This is a genomic window from Burkholderiales bacterium, from assembly GCA_015075645.1.
GTDB lineage: Bacteria > Pseudomonadota > Gammaproteobacteria > Burkholderiales > Casimicrobiaceae > VBCG01.
The window spans coordinates 585,836-607,251 of the sequence record JABTUF010000001.1; the positions used below are offsets into that span (position 1 = coordinate 585,836).

General features: G+C 70.9%; 21 protein-coding genes. 13 read left to right on the forward strand and 8 right to left on the reverse strand.

Annotation, left to right across the window (positions count from 1 at the left end; all coding sequences use genetic code 11):
• The first annotated feature begins 6 nt into the window (after window positions 1-6).
• On the forward strand, window positions 7-1,428 hold the full coding sequence (gene boxB / locus HS109_02680) for a benzoyl-CoA 2,3-epoxidase subunit BoxB (protein MBE7521271.1): 1,422 nt from the start codon (window positions 7-9) through the stop codon (window positions 1,426-1,428).
• Between the two features lie 47 nt (window positions 1,429-1,475).
• Entirely contained in the window at window positions 1,476-2,702 is a 1,227-nt protein-coding gene (gene boxA, locus HS109_02685) for a benzoyl-CoA 2,3-epoxidase subunit BoxA (GenBank protein ID MBE7521272.1), read from the forward strand.
• 159 nt (window positions 2,703-2,861) lie between these two features.
• Here the strand turns inward: boxA and hemN are convergent, their stop codons facing one another.
• Both hemN and rsmI read right to left on the reverse strand, forming a co-directional pair.
• Window positions 2,862-4,301, reverse strand: coding sequence for an oxygen-independent coproporphyrinogen III oxidase (gene hemN, locus HS109_02690; protein ID MBE7521273.1), 1,440 nt, complete (start codon window positions 4,299-4,301; stop codon window positions 2,862-2,864).
• A gap of 44 nt (window positions 4,302-4,345) precedes the next feature.
• On the reverse strand, window positions 4,346-5,230 hold the full coding sequence (gene rsmI, locus HS109_02695; GenBank protein ID MBE7521274.1) for a 16S rRNA (cytidine(1402)-2'-O)-methyltransferase: 885 nt from the start codon (window positions 5,228-5,230) through the stop codon (window positions 4,346-4,348).
• Window positions 5,231-5,525: 295 nt separating this feature from the next.
• Here rsmI and HS109_02700 point away from each other — a divergent pair, with 295 nt between their 5' ends.
• The 6 genes from HS109_02700 to HS109_02725 all read left to right on the forward strand — a co-directional run bounded on the left by HS109_02700 (window position 5,526) and on the right by HS109_02725 (window position 9,597).
• Entirely contained in the window at window positions 5,526-6,464 is a 939-nt protein-coding gene (locus HS109_02700) for a penicillin-binding protein activator (GenBank protein MBE7521275.1), read from the forward strand.
• A 10-nt stretch (window positions 6,465-6,474) separates the two neighbouring features.
• A complete protein-coding gene (locus HS109_02705) occupies window positions 6,475-6,837 on the forward strand; it encodes a YraN family protein (protein ID MBE7521276.1) in 363 nt (120 codons plus the stop codon).
• A 58-nt stretch (window positions 6,838-6,895) separates the two neighbouring features.
• Window positions 6,896-7,489, forward strand: a complete 594-nt coding sequence (locus HS109_02710) for a phosphoheptose isomerase (protein ID MBE7521277.1) — start codon at window positions 6,896-6,898, stop codon at window positions 7,487-7,489.
• Entirely contained in the window at window positions 7,486-8,070 is a 585-nt protein-coding gene (locus tag HS109_02715; protein MBE7521278.1) for a BON domain-containing protein, read from the forward strand. Before HS109_02710 ends, HS109_02715 begins: the two co-directional genes overlap by 4 nt.
• Window positions 8,071-8,081: 11 nt before the next feature.
• The gene (locus HS109_02720; GenBank protein ID MBE7521279.1) at window positions 8,082-8,591 is read left to right on the forward strand and encodes an adenylyltransferase/cytidyltransferase family protein; all 510 of its coding nucleotides are present in this window, start codon (window positions 8,082-8,084) and stop codon (window positions 8,589-8,591) included.
• 112 nt (window positions 8,592-8,703) lie between these two features.
• Window positions 8,704-9,597: an AEC family transporter gene (locus tag HS109_02725; protein MBE7521280.1), complete on the forward strand. Its 894-nt coding sequence runs from the start codon at window positions 8,704-8,706 to the stop codon at window positions 9,595-9,597.
• A gap of 64 nt (window positions 9,598-9,661) precedes the next feature.
• Here the strand turns inward: HS109_02725 and HS109_02730 are convergent, their stop codons facing one another.
• The 5 genes from HS109_02730 to rpsP all read right to left on the reverse strand — a co-directional run bounded on the left by HS109_02730 (window position 9,662) and on the right by rpsP (window position 13,730).
• Complete coding sequence (locus HS109_02730; GenBank protein ID MBE7521281.1) at window positions 9,662-11,497, reverse strand: DnaJ domain-containing protein; 1,836 nt, start codon at window positions 11,495-11,497, stop codon at window positions 9,662-9,664.
• A gap of 182 nt (window positions 11,498-11,679) precedes the next feature.
• A complete protein-coding gene (rplS, locus tag HS109_02735) occupies window positions 11,680-12,057 on the reverse strand; it encodes a 50S ribosomal protein L19 (protein MBE7521282.1) in 378 nt (125 codons plus the stop codon).
• Complete coding sequence (trmD, locus tag HS109_02740) at window positions 12,054-12,938, reverse strand: tRNA (guanosine(37)-N1)-methyltransferase TrmD (GenBank protein ID MBE7521283.1); 885 nt, start codon at window positions 12,936-12,938, stop codon at window positions 12,054-12,056. The genes rplS and trmD overlap by 4 nt, the downstream gene beginning before the upstream one ends.
• Window positions 12,939-12,942: 4 nt before the next feature.
• Window positions 12,943-13,431 (reverse strand): 16S rRNA processing protein RimM, encoded by a 489-nt coding sequence (gene rimM / locus HS109_02745; protein ID MBE7521284.1) that lies wholly within the window; start codon window positions 13,429-13,431, stop codon window positions 12,943-12,945.
• 35 nt (window positions 13,432-13,466) lie between these two features.
• Window positions 13,467-13,730, reverse strand: coding sequence for a 30S ribosomal protein S16 (gene rpsP, locus HS109_02750; GenBank protein ID MBE7521285.1), 264 nt, complete (start codon window positions 13,728-13,730; stop codon window positions 13,467-13,469).
• Between the two features lie 189 nt (window positions 13,731-13,919).
• On the opposite strand from rpsP, the gene HS109_02755 reads away from it, so the two are divergent.
• Entirely contained in the window at window positions 13,920-14,579 is a 660-nt protein-coding gene (locus tag HS109_02755) for a DUF1211 domain-containing protein (protein ID MBE7521286.1), read from the forward strand.
• 13 nt (window positions 14,580-14,592) lie between these two features.
• Here the strand turns inward: HS109_02755 and ffh are convergent, their stop codons facing one another.
• Window positions 14,593-15,936: a signal recognition particle protein gene (gene ffh, locus HS109_02760; GenBank protein ID MBE7521287.1), complete on the reverse strand. Its 1,344-nt coding sequence runs from the start codon at window positions 15,934-15,936 to the stop codon at window positions 14,593-14,595.
• A gap of 41 nt (window positions 15,937-15,977) precedes the next feature.
• Here ffh and ccsA point away from each other — a divergent pair, with 41 nt between their 5' ends.
• The 4 genes from ccsA to HS109_02780 all read left to right on the forward strand — a co-directional run bounded on the left by ccsA (window position 15,978) and on the right by HS109_02780 (window position 21,412).
• Complete coding sequence (ccsA, locus tag HS109_02765) at window positions 15,978-16,760, forward strand: cytochrome c biogenesis protein CcsA (GenBank protein MBE7521288.1); 783 nt, start codon at window positions 15,978-15,980, stop codon at window positions 16,758-16,760.
• A gap of 253 nt (window positions 16,761-17,013) precedes the next feature.
• Window positions 17,014-18,333 (forward strand): HlyC/CorC family transporter, encoded by a 1,320-nt coding sequence (locus tag HS109_02770; protein MBE7521289.1) that lies wholly within the window; start codon window positions 17,014-17,016, stop codon window positions 18,331-18,333.
• Window positions 18,334-18,441: 108 nt separating this feature from the next.
• Window positions 18,442-20,151, forward strand: coding sequence for a type IV-A pilus assembly ATPase PilB (gene pilB, locus HS109_02775; GenBank protein ID MBE7521290.1), 1,710 nt, complete (start codon window positions 18,442-18,444; stop codon window positions 20,149-20,151).
• A gap of 31 nt (window positions 20,152-20,182) precedes the next feature.
• On the forward strand, window positions 20,183-21,412 hold the full coding sequence (locus tag HS109_02780) for a type II secretion system F family protein (protein ID MBE7521291.1): 1,230 nt from the start codon (window positions 20,183-20,185) through the stop codon (window positions 21,410-21,412).
• The last annotated feature ends 4 nt before the right edge of the window (window positions 21,413-21,416 follow it).

The window sequence follows — 21,416 nt, forward strand, 5'->3', positions numbered from 1 at the left end:
CCTGCCATGATCAACTACGACGAAAAGATTCCCAACAACGTCGGCCTCGCCGACAACCGGACGCTGCAACGCGCGCTCGAACACTGGCAGCCGGAGTTCCAGTCGTGGTGGGCCGACATGGGGCCGGAGGGCACGACGAACCACGACGTCTACCTGCGCACCGCGATCAGCGTGGACCCGAAGGGCTGGGCGCACTTCGACTACGTGAAGATGCCCGACTACCGCTGGGGCATCTTCCTCGCCCCGGCCGAGGCCGGCCGCAAGGTGAACTTCGGCGCCCACAAGGGCGAGGCCGCGTGGCAGGACGTCCCGGGCGAGTACCGGCCGAACTTGCGCCGGCTGATCGTCACGCAGGGCGACACCGAGCCCGCGTCGGTCGAGCAGCAGCGCCATCTCGGGCTCACCGCGCCCTCGCTCTACGATCTTCGCAACCTGTTCCAGGTGAACGTCGAGGAAGGCCGCCACCTGTGGGCGATGGTCTACCTGCTGCACGCCTACTTCGGGCGCGACGGTCGCGAGGAGGCCGAGGCGCTGCTGGAGCGGCGGTCGGGCGACGCGGACAATCCGCGCATCCTGGGCGCGTTCAACGAGAAGACGCCCGACTGGCTGTCGTTCTTCATGTTCACCTACTTCACCGACCGCGACGGCAAGTACCAGCTCGCCTCGCTCGCCGAGTCGGGCTTCGATCCGCTCGCGCGCACCTGCCGGTTCATGCTGACCGAAGAGGCGCACCACATGTTCGTCGGCGAGTCGGGCGTCGGCCGCGTGATCCAGCGTACCTGCGACGCGATGAACGAGCTCAGGACCGACGACCCGGCGAAGCTCCGCGCCGCCGGCGTGATCGACCTCCCGACGATCCAGCGCTACCTCAACTTCCATTTCTCGGTGACGATGGACCTCTTCGGCGCCGACGTGTCGTCGAACGCCGCGACGTTCTACTCGACCGGGCTCAAGGGCCGCTTCGACGAGACGAAGATCGGCGACGACCACCTGCTCGCCGGCGCGTCGTATCCGGTGCTCGAGGTGCGGGGCGGCGCGCTCCAGGCCGTCGAGGTGCCCGCGCTCAACGCGCTGAACGAGAAGCTGCGCGACGACTACATCCGCGACGCGGCGGCCGGCGTCGAACGCTGGAACCGCATCCCCGAGAAGGCCGGGATCCCGTTCCGGCTGCGCGTGCCGCACAAGGCGTTCCACCGCAAGATCGGCCCGCTCGCCGCGGTGCACGTCGACCCCGACGGCCACGTCGTCGACGCCGCCACCTGGGCGAAGCACGAGCGCGAGTGGCTTCCTTCCGCGGAGGACCGCGCGTTCGTCGCCTCGCTGATGGGGCGCGTCGCCGAGCCCGGCCGGTTCGCGAACTGGATCGCGCCGCCCGCGCGCGGCATCAACAACCAGCCGGTCGATTTCGCGTACGTGCGTTTCGGCTGAGCCCGCGCCCCGCGGATCCACGACCGTCGCCTTCCGGACCGCCCGCCATGGACGCCCCCGTCACCGAGGTCTTCCGCCAGCACCTGATCGACCCGGAGATCTGCATCCGCTGCAACACCTGCGAGGAGACCTGTCCGATCGGCGCGATCAGCCACGACGCGCGCAACTACGTCGTCGATCCGGCGAAGTGCGAGAACTGCACCGCCTGCATCGCGCCCTGTCCGACCGGCGCGATCGACAGCTGGCGCCAAGTGCCGAGGGCGTCCGCGTACTCGCTCGCCGAGCAGTTGGGCTGGGACACCCTGCCGCCGCAGCGCGAGCTTCCCGCCGCCGCGGCGTCGTCGGAGATGCCGCCCGAGGTCGCGCGCATCGTCGCCGACGCGACCGAGGGACAGGGCGGCGCGGCGCCGCCGCCGTGGTCGGCCGCGCACCCGTACGTCAACCTCCACTCCGTCGCGAAGCCCGCGATCGCCACCGTCAGCGGCAACTTCCGTCTGACCGGCGAAGACGCGTCCTCCGACGTGCGGCACATCGTGCTCGACTTCGGGCCGGTGGCGTTCCCGGTGCTCGAAGGCCAGACGATCGGCGTCCTGCCGCCGGGCACCGACGCGCACGGCCGTCCGCACCACCCGAGGCTCTACTCGGTCGCGAGCCCGCGCGAGGGCGAGCGCCCGCGCTACAACAACCTCGCGCTCACCGTGAAGCGCGTGACCGAGGACCACGACGGCACGCCGATGCGCGGCGTCGCGTCGAACCATCTGTGCGACCTCGCGAAGGGCGACACGGTGAAGGTGATCGGCCCGTTCGGCACGAGCTTCCTGATGCCGAACCACCCGGGCGCGAACCTGCTGATGGTGTGCACCGGCACCGGCTCCGCGCCGATGCGCGCGATGACCGAGCGGAGGCGCCGGCGCATCGCGTTGAACGAAGGCGGTACGCTGATGCTGTTCTTCGGCGCGCGGCGCGAGGAGGAACTCCCCTACTTCGGGCCGCTCCTCAAGCTGCCAAAGGACTTCATCGACATCAACTTCGCGTTCTCGCGCTCGCCGGGCGAGCCGAAGCGCTACGTGCAGGACCGCATCCGCGAGCGCGGCGCCGACGTCGCGCGCCTCATCGCCGATCCCGACACCTTCGTCTACATCTGCGGCCTCAAGGGCATGGAGGACGGCGTCGCGCAGGCGTTCGCCGACGTCTGCCGCGCGCACGGTCACGACTGGGAGACGCTCCTGCCCGCGCTGCGGCAGCAGGGGCGCTACCACCTCGAGACCTACTGATCAAAGGATCAAAGGGGTCAGACTCGATTGATCCGGTCGATGGAGCGAGGCTCGGGAGAGTTCGAATTCAATCGAGTCTGACCCCTTTGATCTTCGGTCGATGGAGCGAGGCTCGGGAGAGTTCGAATTCAATCGAGTCTGACCCCTTTGACCTTTGAATCAGATCACCTTCGAGTACTTCGCGGCCGCGCGCGCCTCGCGCAGGTGCCGGTCGAACACCATCGCGACCGCGCGCACGACCATGCGTCCGCGGTCGGTGACGCGGATGCGGCGCGGCGAGACCTCGACCAGGCCGTCGTCGACGAGCGGCGCGAGCGCCACCAGTTCGGCGGCGAACGCGCGCGAGAACGCCACGCCGTGGCGCGCCTCGAACTCCGGGATCGGCAGGTCGAAGTCGCACATCAGGCGCCCGATCGCGTCGCGGCGGATGGCGTCGTCGCCGGTCAGCGCGTAGCCGCGGAACGCGGGCAGCGTCCCGCCGTCGAGCCGGTCGTAGTACTCGTCGAGCGTGCGCACGTTCTGCACGTAGGCGTTGCCGATCTTGCCGATCGCCGAGATCCCGAAGGCGACGAGGTCGCAGTCGGGCCTGGTCGAGTAGCCCTGGAAGTTGCGGTGCAGCCGGCGTTCGCGCTGCGCGCGCGCGAGGTCGTCGCCGGGCTTCGCGAAGTGGTCCATGCCGATGTAGACGTAGCCCGCGGCGCCGAGGCGCTCGACGGCGAGCGCGAGGATCGCGAGCTTGTCGGCGGGCGGCGGAAGTTGCTCCGGCGCGATGCGCCGCTGCGGCTTGAACAGGTGCGGCACGTGCGCGTAGCCGTAGAGCGCGACGCGGTCGGGCGAGAGGTCGATCACGCGGTCGATCGTCGCCGAGAAGCCGGCGACCGTCTGCTTCGGCAGCCCGTAGATCAGGTCGAGGTTGACCGACGCGAAGCCGTTCGCGCGCGCCGCCTCGACGACGGTGCGCGTCACCTCGACGCTCTGCAGGCGGTTGACCGCGCGCTGCACCGCCGGATCGAAGTCCTGCACGCCGATCGAGATGCGGTTGAACCCCAATGAGCCCAGGAACGCGATCTGCGCGGCGTCCACCTTGCGCGGGTCGACTTCGATCGACGCCTCGATGTCCGGCGCGAACGCGAACGCGGAGCGCAGCGCAGCGAACATCGTCTCCATCTCGTCGCGCGACAGGTAGGTCGGCGTGCCCCCGCCGAAATGCAGTTGCTCGACCGGCGCGCGCGGTCCCGGCGCGGCGAGCGCCGACGCGATCTCGTCGATCTCGCGCGCGACGTAGCGCACGTACTTCGCGCTGCGCGTGCGGTCGCGCGTGATGACCTTGTTGCACGCGCAGTAGTAGCACAGCGTGTCGCAGAACGGCAGGTGCACGTAGAGCGAGAGCGGGTCGCGCGGCCGGGTCGCGCGCCGCGCTTCGAGCACCTGGCGGTACTCGGCGGGGCCGAAGCCCTCGTGGAAGCGGTCGGCGGTCGGATAGGACGTGTAGCGCGGCCCGGAGACGTCGTAGCGCCGGATCAGGTCGGCGTCGAAGGCGAGCGGCGAGGAGGCGGGACGCGGCCCGTCCAGGGTGTCGGCGGGGACGGCGTGGAGCATGGCGGGAGTGTCCGCCCGCCCGCTTCCGGCCGCCTTGACCGCGGTCAACCGGGAGGTTCGCCCCCACGGTCGAGCGCCCGGGCGTAGAGCAGGTCGCGCGACGCGCCGGTCCGCTCCGCGACGATGCGCGCGGCGCGCGACGGCGGGAGTTCGCGGACGAGGGCATCGAGCCACGCGGCCGCGTCGGAGGAGAGCGCGGAATCCTTCGGCGCCTCGCCCGGCGCGTCGACGACGAGCACCAGTTCGCCGCGCTCCCGATTCGCGTCAGCGGCGAACCACGCCGCGGCCTGTGCGAGTGTCGTCCTCGCGATGGTCTCGAAGGTCTTGGTGATCTCGCGCGCGACGACGAGTTCGCGCGCGCCGCCGAGCGCATCCGCGAGCGCGGCGACGGTCGCCCGCACGCGGTGCGGCGCTTCGTAGACGACGAGGGCCAGCGGAAGCACCGCGAACGCATCGAGCAGCGCACGACGCGCCTTCGCCTGCGTCGGCAGGAACCCGAGGAAGGCGAAGCGCGATGCGTCGAGTCCCGCCACGGACATCGCCGCCGCCAGCGCGGAGGGCCCGGGCACCGGCACGACCGGCAGTCCGGCATCGTGCACCGCGCGCACGACGCGCGCGCCCGGATCGCTGATGCCCGGCGTCCCCGCGTCGGTGACGAGCGCGACGCTCGCGCCGCCCGCGAGCGCGGCGACGATCTCCTTCGCACGCGCGCGCTCGTTGTGCTCGTGGACCGCGAACGCGCGCGTCGCGATGCCGAGGTGCGCGAGCAGCGTGGCGGTCACGCGCGTGTCCTCGGCGGCGATCCGGTCGACGCTCGAGAGCACGTCGATCGCCCGCAGCGTCAGGTCGCGCAGGTTACCGAGCGGCGTCGCGACCACATATAATGTCCCGGCTCGGGCGCGCTGCGCGCCGGCCCGCGCCGTCCCCACCGCGCCGGACTCGCTCCGCTCCCCCTTCCCGCGACGGCCCGCCGTCTCCACGATGCCCTTCGCTCCGCTGTCGATGCCACGCCGCAGGCGATCGCCCCGCGCCGCGTGGGCGGCCGGCCTCGCATGCCTGCTGATCGCCGCATTCTGCGGAGCGCAATCGCCTCCGGCAAGCGTCGAGGATCCGGCCAGGGCCCCCGCCCCTCCCCCGGATGCCGCTCAGGCGCCGGAGCCGGCGACCGCTCCTCCGCTGGCGCCGCCCCCGCCGCCGAAGCCGCCCGGTCCGCCGATCGCCCTGGTGCTGCCGCTCGAGTCGCCGGACTACGCTCGCGCGGCCGAGGCGGTGCGTGATGGTTTCCTCGCCGCGGCGGCCGCAGCGGGGGCGACCGACCGCGTTCGCGTGATTCCCCACGGCGCCAACGGGGTGCTCGCGGCGTTCGACGAGGCGCGGCAGGACGGCGCGCGCGTGGTGGTCGGCCCGCTGGTCCGCGACGACCTGCGCGCGATCGCGGCCGCCGACCCCCCGTTGCCGGTGACCATCGCGCTGAACCAGCTCGACGACACCGCGACGCTGCCGCCGCGCGTCTACACGTTCGCGCTCGCCATCGAGTCCGACGCCCGCACGATCGCGCGCCGGATGCGCGACGAGCGGGCAGAGAACATCGTGGTGATCGTCGGCGACACGCCGCTGATGCGCCGCTTCGCGCAGGCGTTCGTCGCCGAGTGGATCCTCGCGGGCGGCAATCCGCCGCAGTCGTACCCGCTCGTCGCGACGCAGGACGGCCTGCGCGCGATGCGCCGCGACCTCGGACGCATGCAGGTCGACGCGATCGTGATGGCGGTCGACGGACCCGACGCCGCGCTGGTCAAGACCTATGCCCCGCGCGTGCCGACCTGGGCGAGCGCGCAGGTCTATCAGCGCCCCGACGCCTCCGCGATGCGCGACCTGGACGACGTGCGCTACGTCGACGTGAGCTGGCTCGTGGCGCCGGACGCCGCGGCGTTCGCGAAGCTGCCGCGTCCTTCGTTCGCGAGCCCCGCGCTCGACCGCCTCTACGCGCTCGGTCTCGACGCGTTCCGCGTCGCCGAGGCGTTCGTCGCGGCGCCGCCCGACCGGCTGTCGTTCGACGGCGCCACCGGCCACGTCGAGCTCTCCGACGCGCGGCAGATCGCGCGCGAAGGGCGCCTCGCGACCTTCCGCTCGGGCGAGATCGTGCCGCTCGACGCCACGCGCTGATCGCACGGCGATGGGCACCGCCCGCGGCGACGACGGGCGCTCGGCGGAGAGCCTCGCCGCCGACTACCTCCGCGCGCAGGGACTCGCGATCCTCGCGCGGAACGTGCGCTCGCGCCACGGCGAGATCGACCTCGTCGCCCGCGACGGCGCGTCGCTCGTCTTCGTCGAGGTGCGGCTGCGCCGCTCCGGGAGCCATGGCGGCGCGGCCGGCAGCATCACCGCCGCCAAGCGCGCGCGCCTCCTCGCCGCCGCACGTGGATACCTGGCACGGCTCGCCCGCACACCCGACTGCCGCTTCGACGTCGTGCTCCTCGACCGTCTCGACCCGGACCGGATCGAGTGGCTGCAGAACGCGTTCGACGCGGACGACTGACGGCCCTGCACGGCGGGACCCGGCGGGATCGGGCGCCCCCTTTGCTAGAATCCGACCCATGGATCCCGTCGAGCGCGTCCGCGCGCATTTCACCGCGAGCGCGGAGCTCAAGCTCGCCGCCGCCGAACCGATGGCTCCGCTGATCGCGCGTGCGGCGGAGCTGATGACCGGCGCCCTCCTCGCCGACGGACGCATCCTCGCCTGCGGCAACGGAGGCTCCGCGGCCGACGCGCAGCACTTCGCGGCCGAACTCGTCGGCCGCTTCGAACGCGAACGACCCGGACTGCCGGCGATCGCGCTCACCACCGACACCTCGCTCCTGACCGCGGTCGCGAACGACTACGCGTTCGAGCAGGTGTTCGCGAAGCAGGTGCGGGCGCTCGGCCGGCGCGGCGACGTGCTGCTCGCGTTCTCGACCTCGGGCAACTCGCCCAACGTGATCGAGGCGATCGCCGCCGCGCACGAGCACGAGATGCACGTGGTGGCCCTCACCGGCAAGGGCGGCGGCCGCATCGGCGAACTCCTGGGCGCGGACGATGTCCACCTCTGCGTCCCGCATTCGCGGACCGCGCGCATCCAGGAAGTGCACCTCCTCACGCTCCACTGCCTGTGCGACGCGATCGACCAGGCCCTCCTCGGAGACGAGGCATGACCCGACCTTCGCATCTGCCTCTCGTCCTCGCGCTCGTCGTCCTCTGCGCTCCGCTGATGAACGCCTGCGTGCCCGCGGTCGTGGTCGGCGCGGCGGCGGGCGGCGCGCTCGTGGCCACCGACCGGCGTTCGGCCGGCGCGCAACTCGACGACCAGTCGATCGAACTCAAGATCACGACCGAGATGGGCACCCGCTACGGCGACCGCATCCACCTCAACGTCACGAGCTACAACGGCGTCGTGCTCCTGACCGGCGAGGCGCCCGACCAGGCGACCCGCGACGCCATCGCGGCGTACGCGCGCGGCGTGGACCGCGTGCGCGCGGTGCACGACGAGATGGTCGTCGGCCCGACCACCGACTTGTCGGCGCGAACCAACGACTCCTACATCACCTCCAAGGTGAAGACCCGCTTCGTCGAGGCGAACAAGTTCTCCGCGACGCACGTGAAGGTCGTCACCGAGCGCAGCGTCGTCTACCTGATGGGCATCGTCTCGCGGACCGAGGCCGACGCGGCCGCGCAGATCGCGGCGACGACCACTGGCGTGGCTCGCGTCGTCAAGCTGTTCGAGATCACCGGCTGACCGGTGCGGCGATGAGCGAGTCGCGCGCGCTGCCGCCGCCCGCCTCGCTCGCCCGGATCGCCCGTCCCGGCGAGGGCCCGGCCCGCTTCGCGGCGCTCGCGCGCCCGCGGGTGTTCACCAACGGGGTGTTCGACCTCCTGCACCGCGGCCACGTGACCTACCTCGAACGCGCGCGCGCGCTCGGCGGCTCGCTCACGATCGCGGTCAACAGCGACGCGTCGGTGCGCCGGATGGGCAAGGGCGACGAGCGCCCGCTCAACACGCTCGAGGACCGGATGGCCGTCCTCGCGGCGCTCGCCTGCGTGGACCTCGTGATCCCGTTCGACGACGACACGCCGCGCGCGCTGATCGTCGCCTGCATGCCCGAGATCCTGGTCAAGGGCGGCGACTACACCGCCGCGACCACGGCCGGAGCCGCCGAGGTCATCGCCGCAGGCGGGCGATTCGTCGCGGTGCCCTTCGAGCACGACCGCTCGACGACCTCGCTCGTCGCGCGGATCCGCGGCGCCGGATCGTCCTGAGCCGGTGACCTCGAACGCCTTCGATGCCGGCTCGCCCCGCGCCGATCGTCCGCCCGCGGGCCTGGCCTCGGCCTGACGACCTCCGGCCGCGACGAAGCCGCGCATCGCTCCGATGAACGCCGCGCTGCTCGTCGCACCGGACTTCCTGCTGATCGCGCTGGGCGCGCTGCTCGCGCGCCGGTTCTCCTACGGCCCTGCGTTCTGGGAAGGGGTCGAGCGCCTCGTCTACTTCGTGCTGTTCCCCGCGCTCCTGTTCCGCTCGCTCGCGACGGCGCCGCTCGCGATCGGCGAGGCGGGCGGGCTCGCGCTCGTGGCGTTCGCGTACACCGGCGGAGCGATGCTGCTCGCCGCGGTCGCGAAGCCGCTCTTCGGTCTGCCGCGGGAGACCTTCGCGGCGTGCTTCCAGTGCGGCTTCCGCTTCAACACCTACCTCGCGCTCGCGATCGCGGCGCGCTTCGGCGGACCGGAAGGCGTCGCGCTCGCGAGCCTCGTCGTCGGGCTGATGGTGCCGTTCGTGAATCTCGCCGCGGTCGCGATGCTGGCGCAGGGCCGCGCGAGCCGCATCGCGCTGGAGGTCGCGCGCAACCCGCTCGTGATCGCGACCGTCGCCGGCATCGCGTGGAACGCGCTCGCGCTGCCGCTGCCCGGAATGCCCGACCGCCTGCTGAAGCTCGGCGCGGACGGCGCGCTGCCGCTCGGGCTCCTCGCCGTCGGCGCCGCGCTGCGCTTCGAGCGCGACGCGCTGCCGCTGCCCGCACTCATGTGGTTCCACGCGGTGAAGCTCGCCGCGGCGCCGGCGATCGCGTTCACGGCGGCGCGTGCGCTCGGACTCTCCGCGCTCGAAACCCAGATTGCGATCGTGCACGCGTCGGTGCCGACGGCGACCTCGGCCTACATCCTCGCCGCGCGGATGAACGGCCGCGGCGCGCCGGTCGCGCTCATCATCTCGACCGGCACGATGCTCGCGGTGGTCACGATGCCGCTGTGGCTCGCGCTCGTCGCCTGACGGCGGGAGCGCGCTCGCCCTTGGTACCCGGCGGTCCGCGCCGCGTCCGCGCGGGTCGTGCGCGCTACTGGCGATAGCGGTTGATGAAATCGGCGACGATCCCGCGCTGCGAGCGGTCGATCGCGGCATCGAGCGAGCGGTCGGTGGGTTCGTACTGCTTCGCCTTGCGGAACGCGTGGATCGCCTCCTGGTGGTAGCCCTGCGCCTGTAGCGCCGAGCCGAGGCAGCGCCAGGCGTCCGCGTTGCCGAGGTCGAGGTCGGTCCACGCGCGGCACAGCTCGCTCGCGCGCCGCCAGTTCCCCGCGCGCAGCATGCGTGGTCCTTCGACCGACAGCACGCCGATGCGCGCCTTGCGTTCCGCGAACTTCGCGGTCAGGTCGGCATCGATCGGTGCGTCACCCCGAGGCGCGGGAGCCGACGTGCCCGGCGCGGCCTTGGTCGCGGGCGCGGCCGCGCGCACCTGCGGGCGGATGATTCCGCCGATCCCGCTCGCGCCGGTGAAGTCGCGCAGCACGGCGGTCGACGGCAGCGCGTCGCCGATCGTCGCGCGCGCCCAGACGATCGATTCCGCCATCGGCTGGTGCCAGGCCACGCCGTAGAGCCACAGCATCGCCGCGAGCCCGCACACGCCGGTCACGAGGTTCAGCACCCCCGGCGGACCGTGGGTCACGAGACAGTCGTAGGCGAAGTCCCAGTCGGTCTCCTGGTGCACGGTCACCTTCTCGTAGGCCACCGCGATCAGGAACGGCGCGAGCAGCGGGAAGCCGCAGCCCATGCCTTCCCACCAGACGCGGAACGCGCGCTTCAGTCCGCGGTTGAACTGCGTGCGCGAATCGCGGCGCGCGTAGGCGTCCGAGATCGAGAACTGCAGGAACACGCCGAACAGCCATTTGCCGGGGGTCGTCGCGAGCGAAGCGACCAGGAGCGCCTCGATCGGCACCCAGGTCGCGGTGATGATCGTCGGCGCGACGAGCGGATGCCCGAACCAGAACGCGAGGTCCTCGGGGATCGCGCCGGCGCCGCGCAACTCCGAGAGCAGCAGCGCGAGGACGAGGCCCCAGATCGCGTAGTCGAACAGGCGCGCGCCCAGCCGCTGCCAGGGCCGCGCCTCGCTCGTCCGGCCGGATTTCGCGCGCTCGAGTTCGGCCATCCGGAGCTGGAAGATCCAGCTCGCGTCCTCCTGCGGCTGGTTGGTGCCGAGGAACACGCTCTTCTCGCGGCGCCAGTTGAGGATCGCGAGGTCGGTCTGCGGCTGCAGCGGCGGCGCCTGCGCCGTCTTGCGCCGCGCGAGCCACGATATCCCGTGCACCGCACCGTACACGACGGTGAGTCCGACGAGACCGACGGTCAGCCAGACCAGCACCTGCTTCGCGACCAGCACCGCGTCGGCCGGCGTGACGAACACGATCGCCGCCGCGATGAACGCGCCGAAGAGCGCGCACAGGGCGAGCGTGACGATCGGCGATCGGCCGAAGGTCGCGACGCGCTCGGTCAGTCCCGGATGATGCAGGTTCGGCTCGGCGCGCGCGTCGATGCCGGTCAACGCGGCTTCGAGCGCGTCGTCGTCGAGGACGTCGGCCTCGGCCGCGCGGTCGACGGCCTCGGTCCCGACGTCGGTCTGCTCGCCGTCGTCGGCGACGGCGTGGGTCACCACATGGGCGATGCGCTGCTCGGTCGACCCGGTCGAGACGGCGAGTTCGTTGTCGTAGCGCTGGCGCCGTTCCGGATCGGACAGGATCCGGCTCGCGTGGTTGATGAAGCGCAGCGCCTCCTCGACGTTCCCCTGCCCGTCTCGGGTCTTGGCGTAGTACTTGCGAATGAGCCGGCGCAGCGAGGCGCGCACCTCCTCGTCGGGGGCGGCCTGCGGGATACCCAACGCTTCGTAGAGCGTCGCCTTCATGCGCGTCTTTGCCGTGCAGCGGGTCCCGGGAATGACGTTGGAATGGTGGTCGAAAAGCCCCGCCGTGACAAGGCGACCATGCAAGAACCGCGCCGGGACGCCCGGAACGGAGCGGGGCCGGAGCGGGGGTGGCGTTCGTCGCCACTCCCGGCCCGGCCCCGCGCTGCGGAAGTCGGCGGCGCCTACTCGGCCTTGCCCGCGACCTTCGCTTCGAGCTTCTCGCGGATGCGCGCCGACTTGCCCGAGCGGCCGCGCAGATAGTAGAGCTTCGCGCGGCGCACGTCGCCCTTGCGCTTCAGTTCGATCGACGCGATCAGCGGCGAATGGGTCTGAAACGTGCGCTCGACGCCTTCGCCGCTGCTGATCTTGCGCACGACGAACGACGAATTGAGACCGCGGTTGCGCTTCGCGATCACGACGCCCTCGTAGGCCTGGACGCGCTTGCGCTCGCCCTCGACGACGTTCACGTTGACGATGACCGTGTCGCCGGGCGCGAATTCGGGGTGGTTCTTGCCCAGGCGCGCGATCTCCTCGCGCTCGAGCGTCTCGATGATGTTCATGTCGGTTCCTGCCTTCCTGCGTTGTTCGGGCCAGAGGTCGGGCCGGGAGGATGTTCCCGGCCGGACGTGGTCCCGGTTTCTGGGGGCGACGTCGCCTTCCTGCTCTGCCGGCCCGGCACCGCGTCGCCGCGGATCCGCGCCAGCATTCCCTGCTCTTCCTTCGTGAGCACACGCCCCTCGATCAGGCCGGGACGACGCTCCCACGTCCGCCGCAACGCCTGCTCGAGGCGCCAGCGGCGGATCGCCTCGTGGTTGCCCGACAGGAGCACCTCGGGCACCGCCACGCCCTCGTAGCGCTCGGGGCGCGTGTAGTGCGGGCAGTCGAGCAGGCCCGCGACGAACGACTCCTCGACCGCCGACTGCGCGTCGTTCAGCGCGCCCGGCAACTGCCGCGCGATCGCGTCGATCAGCATCAGCGCGGGCAGTTCGCCCCCGCTGACGACGAAATCGCCGATCGCGATCTCCTCGTCCACCTCGCGCTCGACCAGCCGCTCGTCGATGCCTTCGTAGCGGCCGGCCAGCAGCACCAATCCTTCGTCGCGTCGCGCCGCGAGTTCCGCGACCCGCGCGTGCGACAGCGGCGTTCCCGCCGGCGTCAGGTGAATCGTGCGCGTGCTCGAGACGCCATCGCCGGCCTGCGCCCTGCGGGCGAGATCGAGCGACGCGGCGAGCGGACCCGCCATCATCACCATGCCCGGCCCGCCGCCGTAGGGCCGGTCGTCCACCGTCCGGTGGGGGTCGTTCGCGCAGTCGCGCGGATTCCAGCACCGCAGCGCCCACAGTCCGCGCTCTGCGGCGCGTCCGGTGACCCCCACCTTCGCCGCTTCGGCCACCATCGCCGGGAACAGCGTGACCACGTCGATGCGCTTCGCGCCGCCCATGGCCTCAGTACTCCGGCTCCCAGTCGACCACGATCCGCCTGCCGGCGAGATCGACCGACGTGAGGATCGGCGCCACGAAGGGCACCAGCCGGTCCTCGTCCCCCTTGCCCTCGCTGGCGCGAACCCGGATCAGCGGGTGCGCGCCGAAATCCTCCACCGCGACCACCTTGCCGAGCGAGTGCCCCGATTCGCTCGTCACTTCCAGGCCGACGAGGTCATCGAGATACACCTCGTTCTTCCCCGGCCGGGGCAAAGCCGAACGCGGCACGGCCACGTCGGCACCCCTGAGCACCGCGGCCGCCTCGGGAGTCGCGTACCCCTCGACCGACGCGACCACCGTGCCGCTGTGCACGCGGACTTCGCCGACCGCATGCGGTCGCCAGGCGCCTGCGGCATCCTGCAACCACCACGTCCGCTGCGCGACGAGTCCCTGCGGCGTGTCCCCGTACGGCGCGACCTTCACCCACCCGCGCACGCCCCACGGGCCGACCACGCGGCCCAGGACGACGTAGCGGTCGTTCGAACCGCTCAGGCCGCCGCGGCGGGCGCCTTGGCGCCCGCGCGCTTCACGAGCATCGCGACGGTGTCCGACAGCTTCGCGCCGCGGTCCTTCCAGAACACGATGCGATCCAGCGCGAGCCGCAGGCCCTCTTCACGCTCGGAGGCGATCGGGTTGTAGAACCCGACGCGCTCGATGAAGCGGCCGTCGCGCGGATTGCGCGAATCGGTGACGACGACGTTGTAGAACGGGCGCTTCTTCGCGCCCCCGCGGGCGAGTCGGATGACGACCATGGCGTTCGGTTCCCGGCGAATCGGAAAAAGACGTTGATTCTACGATGAAAACGGCCGAGCCGGCAAGCCCGGATCCTCCGGCCGCGCCCCGGGCCCGCTGCGCATGATCCTCGTCGGATCAAGGGGTTACGTCGGCCTGCCCGGTGCGGCTAGACTTCGGGGCGGCGAAGCGCCGCACGCGACCCCTCGATGCTCGAACCCGTCCCCCTGCCCAAGTCGCGCCTCGAAGCCCTCACCGACGGCATCTTCGCGGTGACGATGACGTTGCTCGTCCTCGACCTCAAGTTCCCCGCGCACGCGCTCGACGAGCGCAACCAGTTCGTCTCCGCGCTCGTCGCGATGGTCGACCGCTTCGACGACTACGCGATCAGCTTCGTCGCGCTGTGCGTGTTCTGGCTCGCGCACCTGCGGCTCCTGCGACGCATGCGCGAGACCGATTCCACGTTCGTGTGGCTGAACCTCGGGTTCCTGCTCCTGACGACGCTGGTGCCGATGCTGACCGCGCTCGTCGGCGACAATCCGTCGCATCCGCGCGCCGCGGTGCTCTACGGCGCGAACCTGGTCGCGATCCTCGCGGTCGAGGCGCTGATGTGGCGGCACATGTGCCGCGGGCTCCACAACGAGACCGTGTCCGACCCCGAGGCGCTGTGGCGCTTCGTGCGGCGGCGCTTCGCGCTCGCGATCGGCATCGTGCTGGGCGGCATCCTGGCCGCGCTGGTGGAGATCCGGCTCGGCATCACCTCGGGCCTCGCGTCGTACTCGTACCTGCTGCTGCTCGCGGCGGGCGTCGCGCGGCCGCTGTTCGGGTCGTTGCGCCGGCCGCAGGACGGCGGGCCCACGCGCCTGTGACCGGTGCGCGGGCTCAGCGGCCGGGGAGGAGCCCGCGCATGCCGCGCATCATCTTGTGCATGCCGCCCTTCGCGACGAGCTTCATCATCTTCTGCGCCTGCTCGAACTGCACGAGCAACTGATTCACCTCCTGCACCGGTACGCCCGCGCCGGCGGCGATGCGCCGCTTGCGCGACGCCTTCAGCAGTTCGGGCTTCGCGCGCTCCTGCGCGGTCATCGAAGAGAGGATGCCTTCCTGCCGGGCGATCCGCCGTTCGTCGACCTGCGCGTTCGCCGCGGCGGCCTTGAGTTCGGCGGGCAGCTTGTCGACGAGCCCCGCGAGCCCGCCCATCTTGCGCATCTGGCCGATCTGCTGGCGGAAGTCCTCGAGATCGAAGCCCTTGCCCGATTTCACCTTCTTCGCGAGCTTCTTCGCCTCGTCGGCGTCGACCGACCGCTGCGCCTGCTCGACGAGCGACAGCACGTCGCCCATGCCGAGGATGCGCGAGGCCATCCGCTCGGGATGGAAGGTCTCGAGACCGTCGATCTTCTCCGAGACGCCGGCGAACTTCACCGGCGCGCCGGTGACCGCCCGTACCGAAAGCGCGGCCCCGCCGCGCGCGTCGCCGTCGAGCTTGGTCAGCACCACGCCGGTGAGCGGCAGCGCGTCGCGGAACGCCTTCGCCGTGTTGACCGCGTCCTGGCCCGCCATCGCGTCGACGACGAACAGCGTCTCGACCGGGTTCACCGCGGCGTGCAGCGCGGCGATCTCCTTCATCATCGGCTCGTCGACCGCGAGCCGCCCCGCCGTGTCGACGATCAGCACGTCGTGGTAGTGCGTCTTCGCCCACTCGACCGCGTTGCGCGCGATCGCCTCGGGACGGTCGTTCTCGCTCGACGGGAACACGTCGACGCCGACCTGCGAGGCGAGCGTCGCGAGCTGCGCGATCGCCGCGGGCCGGTAGACGTCGGCCGAGGTGACGAGCACCTTCTTCTTCTGCTCGCGCAGAAGGCGCGCGAGTTTCGCCGCGGTCGTCGTCTTGCCCGCGCCCTGCAGGCCCGCGAGCAGGATCACCGCCGGCGGGCGCGTCGCGAGGTCGAGCGGCGCCGCCGCCTCGCCCATCAGCGCGGTGAGTTCGCGGTGGACCACCCCGACGAGCGCCTGCCCGGGCGTGAGCGATCCCGCGACCTCCTCGCCCAGCGCCTTCTCGCGGATCCGGGCGATGAAATCCTTGACGACCGGCAGCGCGACGTCCGCCTCGAGCAGCGCGAGCCGCACCTCGCGCAGCGCGTCGGCGATGTTCGCCTCGGTGAGGCGCGCCTCGCCGCGGAGGGTCTTGACGACGCGGGAGAGCCGCTGGGAAAGCGTGTCGAGCATGGGGACGACGCGAGCGCGCCTGCGCTACACTGGGAAGACCGATGATTCTACTGTACGCCGCCGTCGCGGCGGCCTATGCCGCTGCCGCCTGGGCGCATCGGCCCGGCCGCGCCCGGCCACGGGCCGCGCGCACCTCGCTGGTCGCGGTCGCGCTCTCGCTGCACTTCGTCGCGTTCGGCCTGGGCGTGGCGACGCCCGAGGGCCTCGACCTGTCGCTCACGCACGCGCTGTCGATCGTCGCCGCGCTCACCGTGACCGTCGCCCTCGGTACCGGCGCCCTCGAGAAGCTTCCGCCGGTGGCGATGGTCGTGCTGCCGGTGGCCGGCGTCGCCGCGCTGTTGCCCGCGTTCGCGCCCTCGGTCCACCGGTTCCCCTACGCGAGCGCGCCCTGGGCGATCGCCCACATCGCGGTCGCGCTGCTCGCCTACGCGTTCTTCATCGTCGCGGCCGCGCAGGCCCTCGTCATGACCGGACTGGAGAAGCGCCTGCATCGCGGCGTGACCGACGGCGACGCGACGCCTCCGCTCCTGACGCTGGAGAGCGCGCTGTTCCGGCTGATCGCGATCGGCTTCGTCCTGCTGTCGGCCGCGATGGCGAGCGGCGCGCTCTTCTCCGAGGAGATCTTCGGGCGTCCGTTCGAGTTCACCCACAAGAATCTGTTCACCGTCGCGTCCTGGCTCGTGTTCGGCGCGCTCGTCGTCGGCCGCTGGGGCTACGGGTGGCGCGGGCGCCGCGCACTGCGATGGATTCTCGCGGGGACCGTGCTCCTCATCCTCGCGTACCTGGGCTCGAAGTTCGTGCTCGAAGTCATTCTCGGGCGCTGAGCGTCCGAGAACGACTTCAGTAGTCAGTAGTCAGTTGACAGTTGACAGTGGCGGCGGCGATTCCGGCGGCGGCGCATTGAGCGCCGTTGCGGGACCGCTGTGACTCGAGCTCCGTGCGCACGGGGCTCGCCGAATCGATGTGAATTTCGTCCGGCTGATGCCGGACCTGCGAGAACCTCGCATCGGCGCTCGATGCGCCGCCACCGGACACGCCGCCGCTACTGCCAACTGCCAACTGTCAACTGACTCCTGAATGGACGGCATCCCGGTCTCGTCGCTCGCCACCGCGCTCGCGGTGCTGCTGATCGTCTCGGGCTTCTTCTCGCTCGCCGAGACCGCGATGATGGCGGCGAACCGGGTGCGGCTGCGCCACCGCGCGCAGCGCGGCGCGCCCGGGGCGCGCACCGCGCTGCAGCTCCTCGCGCAGACCGACCGGCTGCTCGGCGTCATCCTGCTCGGCAACAACCTGATCAACGCGGCGGCCGCGACGCTGACCGCGGTGCTGACCGAGCGTCTGTTCGGCGAGGGCCGCTACGCGCTCGCCGGTGGCACGGTCGCGATCACGTTCCTGATCCTCGTGTTCTCCGAGGTCACGCCCAAGGTCGTCGGGGCGGCCTACGCGGACCGGCTCGCGCCGGTCGCCGCGATCGTGCTCGCGCCGCTCCTCAAGATCGCGAAGCCCGCGGTCTGGTTCGTCAACCTGTTCGTCCAGGCGCTGCTTCGCCTGATGCGCATCGCGCCGCCGAAGGGCGACGGCGGCGCCCTGTCGCAGGAAGAGATCCGCGCGCTCGTCCTCGAGGGCAACCAATACTTCCGCGGCAAGCACCGCGCGATGCTCGCGAACCTGTTCGACCTCGAGGCGGTCACCGTCGAGGACGTGATGGTGCCGCGCCCGCAGATCCACGCGCTCGACCTCGCGGCAAAGCCCCAGCTCCTCCGCCAGCAGCTCGCGACGAGCTATCACACGCGGCTTCCGGTCTACGACGGGTCGCCCGACCAGATCATCGGCGTCCTGCACCTCAAGAACGTCGTCGGGCTGATGCAGGACGGCGAGGACATCGACCCCGAGTCGCTGCGCTCGCTCCTGCGCAAGCCCTACTTCGTGCCTGCGGGCACGTCGCTCCTGACGCAGCTGACGCAGTTCCAGGCCGATCGCCAGCGCATCGGCCTCGTCGTCGACGAGTACGGCGAGCTCAAGGGACTCGTCACGATCGAGGACATCGTCGAGGAGATCATCGGCGAATTCACGACGACCGCGCCCGATGCGGGCGACGGAATCCGGCGCGAGGCCGACGGCAGCGTCACGGTCGACGGCATGGCCTCGCTGCGGGCGGTCAACCGGCGGCTCGGAACCCGCTTCCCGCTCGGCGGACCGAAGACGTTGAACGGCCTCATCGTCGAACACCTGGGCGACATCCCCGAAGCCGGCACGTCGTTCCGCCTCGCGGGCCAGTCGATCGAGGTCGTCCAGACGCAGGACCGGGCGGTGAAAGTGGTCAGGCTGCTGCCGCCGGTGGGCCGCGCCGGCTCGCCTTTACAAAGCCCCCCCGAGAAGGCATCATCTTCTCGTTAAGTTTCATGGATTTGGCGTAACGACGCGAGGTGGTTTCGATCCTGCGCCCGAGGCACGAACGTTGCTTCGGTTCATGGTCCGGCCCCCCGCACCGCCAGCGACCCCACGATGGCCACCCACGCCGCCACGCGCAACCTGTCCGGCCTCGCGCGGGCCCTCGCCCAGCACGGGCTGATGCCCGAGTCGGAGGCGGACGCGCTGCAGAACCAGGCGCAGTCGGCCGGCGTCACCTTCGTCGAGCAGATCCTCACGAGCAAGCGCCTCTCGCCGCAGCAGATCGCGGCGTTCGGGTCGCGCGCGTTCGGCGTGCCGTTGCTCGACCTCGCGACCTTCGACCTCGACCAGTTCCCGAAGGAGTACTTCGACTCGAAGATCTCGCAGACGCGGCGCGTGCTGCCGCTCGCCAAGCGCGGCAACCGCCTGTTCGTCGCGGTCTCCGACCCGGCGAACCAGCAGGCGCTCGACGAAGTCCGCTTCAAGACCAACCTCGTCGTCGAGCCGGTCGTCGTCGAGGACGACAAGCTCGGGCAGGTCATCCACAAGATCCTCGACGCGTCGGGCGCGTCGCTCAAGGACGCGGCCGGCCTCGAGGACCTCGACGTCGAGGTCAAGGAGGCCGGCGCCACGCCCGAGGAGGACGCGGAGGTCGAGGACGCGCCGGTCGTCAAGTACATACAGAAGATCCTCGTCGACGCCATCGCCGCGGGCGCCTCCGACATCCACTTCGAGCCCTACGAGAAGTTCTTCCGGATCCGCTACCGGATCGACGGCGAGCTTTCCGAAGTCGCGCAACCGCCGCTCGCGATCAAGGACAAGGTCGCCTCGCGCATCAAGGTCATCAGCCGCCTGGACATCGCGGAGAAGCGCGTGCCGCAGGACGGCCGGATGAAGCTCGTGCTGTCGAAGACCAGGTCGATCGACTTCCGCGTCTCGACGCTGCCGACGCTCTACGGCGAGAAGATCGTGATGCGGATCCTCGATTCGTCGGGCATCAAGCTCGGCATCGAGGCGCTGGGCTACGAGCCCGACCAGCAGCAGACGCTGCTCGCGGCGATCGGACGCCCCTACGGCATGATCCTCGTGACCGGACCGACCGGCTCCGGCAAGACGGTCTCGCTCTACACCTGCCTCAACATCCTGAACCAGCCCGGCATCAACATCTCGACGGCCGAGGACCCCGCGGAAATCCAGCTCCCCGGCGTCAACCAGGTGAACGTCAACGAGAAGGCGGGACTCACCTTCGCCACGGCGCTGCGCTCGTTCCTGCGCCAGGACCCGGACATCGTGATGGTGGGCGAGATCCGCGACCTCGAGACCGCCGACATCGCGATCAAGGCGGCGCAGACCGGCCACCTGGTCCTGTCGACGCTCCACACGAACGACGCGCCTACGACGCTGACGCGCCTGCAGAACATGGGCGTGGCGCCGTTCAACATCGCCTCGTCGGTGATCCTGATCACCGCCCAGCGGCTCGGCCGGCGGTTGTGCGCGCACTGCAAGCGCCCCGAGGACATCCCGCCCGAGGCGCTCTTGCGCGCCGGCTTCGCCGAGGAAGACCTCGACGGCACCTGGCAGCCCTACGGGCCGATCGGCTGCGATCACTGCGGGGGCAGCGGATACAAGGGGCGCGTCGGGATCTACGAGGTGATGCCGATCTCCGACGACATGCGCCAGCTCATCATGCGCAACGGCAACGCGCTCGAGATCGCGGACCTCGCCCAGAAGGAAGGCGTGCGCAACCTGCGCCAGTCGGGCCTGCTCAAGGTCAAGGCCGGCGTGATGTCGCTCGAGGAAGTCGAAGCCTGCACCAACGAATGATCCGGGGTCGCTGATCCCGAGGGAGAGCGCCATGGCCACCGCCACCACCGCCGCACGGAAGTCGGACGTCCGGGAGCACACGTTCCTGTGGGAAGGCGTCGACCGCAACAATCGCCAGGTCCGCGGCGAGATGAAGGCGGCTTCCGAGACGGTGGTCACGAGCAACCTCCGCCGGCAGGGCGTCCGCGTCACCAAGATCAAGCGCCAGACCTTCCGCGGCGGCAAGCGCGTGTCGGAACGGGATGTCGCGTTCTTCACGCGCCAGCTCGCGACGATGCTGAAGGCCGGGGTGCCGCTGCTGCAGAGCTTCGAGATCGTCGCGCGCGGCCACAGCAACGCCCGCTTCTCGCGCCTGATGATGGACGTCAAGAGCCGCATCGAGGCCGGATCGAGCCTCGCCGACGCGTTCCGCCAGCACCCGGCCCAGTTCGACCAGCTCTACTGCAACCTCGTGGCGGCGGGCGAGAGCTCCGGGATGATCGACGCGATCCTCGACCGGCTCGCGACCTACAAGGAGAAGATCCTCGCGCTCAAGAGCAAGATCAAGTCGGCGCTGTTCTACCCGTCCGCCGTCGTCGCCGTCGCGATCATCGTGGTCTGGGTGATCATGATCTTCGTGATCCCGGCGTTCAAGGAGGTGTTCTCGAATTTCGGCGCATCGCTGCCCGCCCCCACGCAACTCGTCATCGACATCTCCGACTTCGTCGTGGCCTGGTGGTGGGCGGCCTTCCTGGTGATCGGCGGAGGCATCTTCGCCCTGTCGATCATGATCAAGCGCTCCGACCACGTGCGCTACACGGTCGACCGCCTGCTGCTGAAGCTCCCGGTCGTGGGCGAGATCCTCGAGAAGGCGACGATCGCCCGCTGGACGCGGACGCTCGCGACGATGTTCGCGGCCGGCGTGCCGCTGGTCGAATCGCTCGACGCCGTCGCCGGGGCGGCCGGCAACAAGGTGTACGCCAACGCGACGCGGCGCGTCCAGACCGACGTGTCGACGGGCACCTCGCTCACCAACGCGATGACCGCGACGCAGCTCTTCCCGAACATGGTGCTGCAGATGGTGCAGATCGGCGAGGAGTCGGGCTCGCTCGACGCGATGCTCACCAAGATCGCGGACTTCTACGAGCGCGAGGTCGACGACGCGGTGGCCGCGCTCTCGTCGCTGCTCGAGCCGCTGATCATCGTGTTCCTCGGCGTCGTCGTGGGCGGCCTGGTCGTCGCCATGTACCTCCCGATCTTCAAGCTCGGCGCCGTGGTCTGACGGC

Coding starts and splice junctions, on each gene's coding strand:
- HS109_02710 (MBE7521277.1), top strand. CDS start 6,896: ATGGATCCCGTCGAGCGCGTCCGCGCGCATTTCACCGCGAGCGCGGAG.
- rpsP (MBE7521285.1), bottom strand. CDS start 13,730: ATGGTCGTCATCCGACTCGCCCGCGGGGGCGCGAAGAAGCGCCCGTTC.
- HS109_02715 (MBE7521278.1), top strand. CDS start 7,486: ATGACCCGACCTTCGCATCTGCCTCTCGTCCTCGCGCTCGTCGTCCTC.
- rplS (MBE7521282.1), bottom strand. CDS start 12,057: ATGAACATCATCGAGACGCTCGAGCGCGAGGAGATCGCGCGCCTGGGC.
- pilB (MBE7521290.1), top strand. CDS start 18,442: ATGGCCACCCACGCCGCCACGCGCAACCTGTCCGGCCTCGCGCGGGCC.
- HS109_02720 (MBE7521279.1), top strand. CDS start 8,082: ATGAGCGAGTCGCGCGCGCTGCCGCCGCCCGCCTCGCTCGCCCGGATC.
- HS109_02725 (MBE7521280.1), top strand. CDS start 8,704: ATGAACGCCGCGCTGCTCGTCGCACCGGACTTCCTGCTGATCGCGCTG.
- HS109_02730 (MBE7521281.1), bottom strand. CDS start 11,497: ATGAAGGCGACGCTCTACGAAGCGTTGGGTATCCCGCAGGCCGCCCCC.
- boxB (MBE7521271.1), top strand. CDS start 7: ATGATCAACTACGACGAAAAGATTCCCAACAACGTCGGCCTCGCCGAC.
- trmD (MBE7521283.1), bottom strand. CDS start 12,938: ATGGGCGGCGCGAAGCGCATCGACGTGGTCACGCTGTTCCCGGCGATG.
- boxA (MBE7521272.1), top strand. CDS start 1,476: ATGGACGCCCCCGTCACCGAGGTCTTCCGCCAGCACCTGATCGACCCG.
- HS109_02770 (MBE7521289.1), top strand. CDS start 17,014: ATGGACGGCATCCCGGTCTCGTCGCTCGCCACCGCGCTCGCGGTGCTG.
- HS109_02780 (MBE7521291.1), top strand. CDS start 20,183: ATGGCCACCGCCACCACCGCCGCACGGAAGTCGGACGTCCGGGAGCAC.
- HS109_02755 (MBE7521286.1), top strand. CDS start 13,920: ATGCTCGAACCCGTCCCCCTGCCCAAGTCGCGCCTCGAAGCCCTCACC.
- hemN (MBE7521273.1), bottom strand. CDS start 4,301: ATGCTCCACGCCGTCCCCGCCGACACCCTGGACGGGCCGCGTCCCGCC.
- ccsA (MBE7521288.1), top strand. CDS start 15,978: ATGATTCTACTGTACGCCGCCGTCGCGGCGGCCTATGCCGCTGCCGCC.
- ffh (MBE7521287.1), bottom strand. CDS start 15,936: ATGCTCGACACGCTTTCCCAGCGGCTCTCCCGCGTCGTCAAGACCCTC.
- HS109_02705 (MBE7521276.1), top strand. CDS start 6,475: ATGGGCACCGCCCGCGGCGACGACGGGCGCTCGGCGGAGAGCCTCGCC.